This window comes from Companilactobacillus kedongensis (assembly GCF_003946625.1).
In the GTDB taxonomy this organism is placed as follows: Bacteria; Bacillota; Bacilli; order Lactobacillales; family Lactobacillaceae; genus Companilactobacillus; species Companilactobacillus kedongensis.
The window spans coordinates 1-1,592 of the sequence record NZ_RHOR01000034.1 but is presented as its reverse complement, the minus strand read 5'-3'; the positions used below and the strand labels follow the sequence as shown (position 1 = coordinate 1,592).

Annotated in this window: 1 protein-coding gene; it reads right to left on the bottom strand. The window is 40.9% G+C overall.

Annotated elements, in window-relative coordinates:
• Nucleotides 1-1,160: group II intron reverse transcriptase/maturase (ltrA, locus tag EKM60_RS11055; protein ID WP_125715385.1), on the bottom strand; the 1,160-nt coding region annotated here is incomplete at its 3' end.
• Nucleotides 1,161-1,592: the final 432 nt, after the last annotated feature.

The window sequence follows — 1,592 nt, the reverse complement described above, 5'->3', positions numbered from 1 at the left end:
ATTCTTGTACGAAGCCATCCATCTAGATCTCTGATAAATATCTTCATACTTCCAATTCCATAATAGTTTAGCCAACCAGTCATTTTCTGTCTGATTTCCTTGAAAAGTACATCGAGACTTCTACCTCGACTTCTTTTCGTTATTTTCTTGAGTGATTGTTTAACTCTCTTCTTAGCCTGTTGGCTTGGGCGCAAACATGTGCCCTTAGCCGACATACCAAGAGAGAATCCTAGAAATTTCAATCTGAGGGGAGAACCAATTTTGGTCTTCTTCTGATTGACTGTTACTTTCAGGTCGTTCTCAAGGAACTTAGTAATACTACCTAATACTCTAAATCCCGCACGTTTACTTTTGACGTATATATTACAATCATCGGCATAACGAACAAACTTATGCCCACGCGCGGTTAATAATTTGTCGAGTTCATTTAGATAGATATTGGCTAATAATGGAGAAAGATTGCCACCTTGTGGCGTGCCTTTCTCGGACCTCTGAAAAATATGCCCATCCATTATTCCACTAGTTAGAAACTTACGAATCATTCTCAATAGCCATTCATCATTAATATATTGTTTGATGAACTTCATTAGTAGGTCATGATTGACCGTGTCAAAGTAAGACTTCAAATCAAGGTCTATCACTACGTGATAGCCTTGGTTGTAAAATTCTGTGACACGTTTCATAGCATCATGGGCACTACGATTTGGTCTAAATCCAAAACTGTTGTCTGAGAATACATTCTCAAATACAGGCGTGATTGCTTGTGCAATTGCCTGTTGTACAAAACGGTCAACGACCGTTGGTACACCCAGCTTACGTTTAGTTCCGTCAGGTTTGGGTATTTCTACTCTTCTGACAGGACTTGGTTTGTATGAAAGGTCTCTCAATGATTCAATAAATTGAGACTTATTCTCTTTAAGGTAATCCAAAAGCTCATAGACAGACATGCCGTCTATTCCTTCTGCACCTCTATTTCCATAAACCTTTTTATAAGCTGTATTAAGATTATCTCTATTCATAACTAATTCTTTGAATGAAATGCCACTCCTAATTGTATTTTCACCAAAAGCTGCACTACGCTCCTCCGATTGTCTTCGGTCTTCCAGACCTATCTTCTTCATATGGCCAGACACTTGTTCTATTTTCTGCGATTGTCGCACTGCTTCCACCTTCAATTTCAATAAGAGTTATTAATGTTCGGTCCTTCGTCGCAAGCGACTACTATGACCTCGGCTGACTTCTGTATCGTTCAGCTAGCCATCACTGACTAGTTTGCTTGTAGGATACATTTCGTTTCCTTGCCAAACATACGATACAGATCTCCCCGGGTAAGAATATTAACTTTCGTACCATGTAGCTGTTGGCTTTACCGTACTTGCATTCTGAGTAGTATTGGATTTGGATTGCACAGCACCCTTGTCCAGCAAGTCCGGCCTTATAGCCACTTCTTGTACATCAGCTCGGTACTTTGTCTTAGGCTTCCTTCAGATTCCACCTCGCGGTGAACACCCTTTCCCTCAACTAGTGATTCCGACTACTACGGCTCACAGTGGACTTTCACCACCAAGTTAACACCCATGCCGGGCGCACTG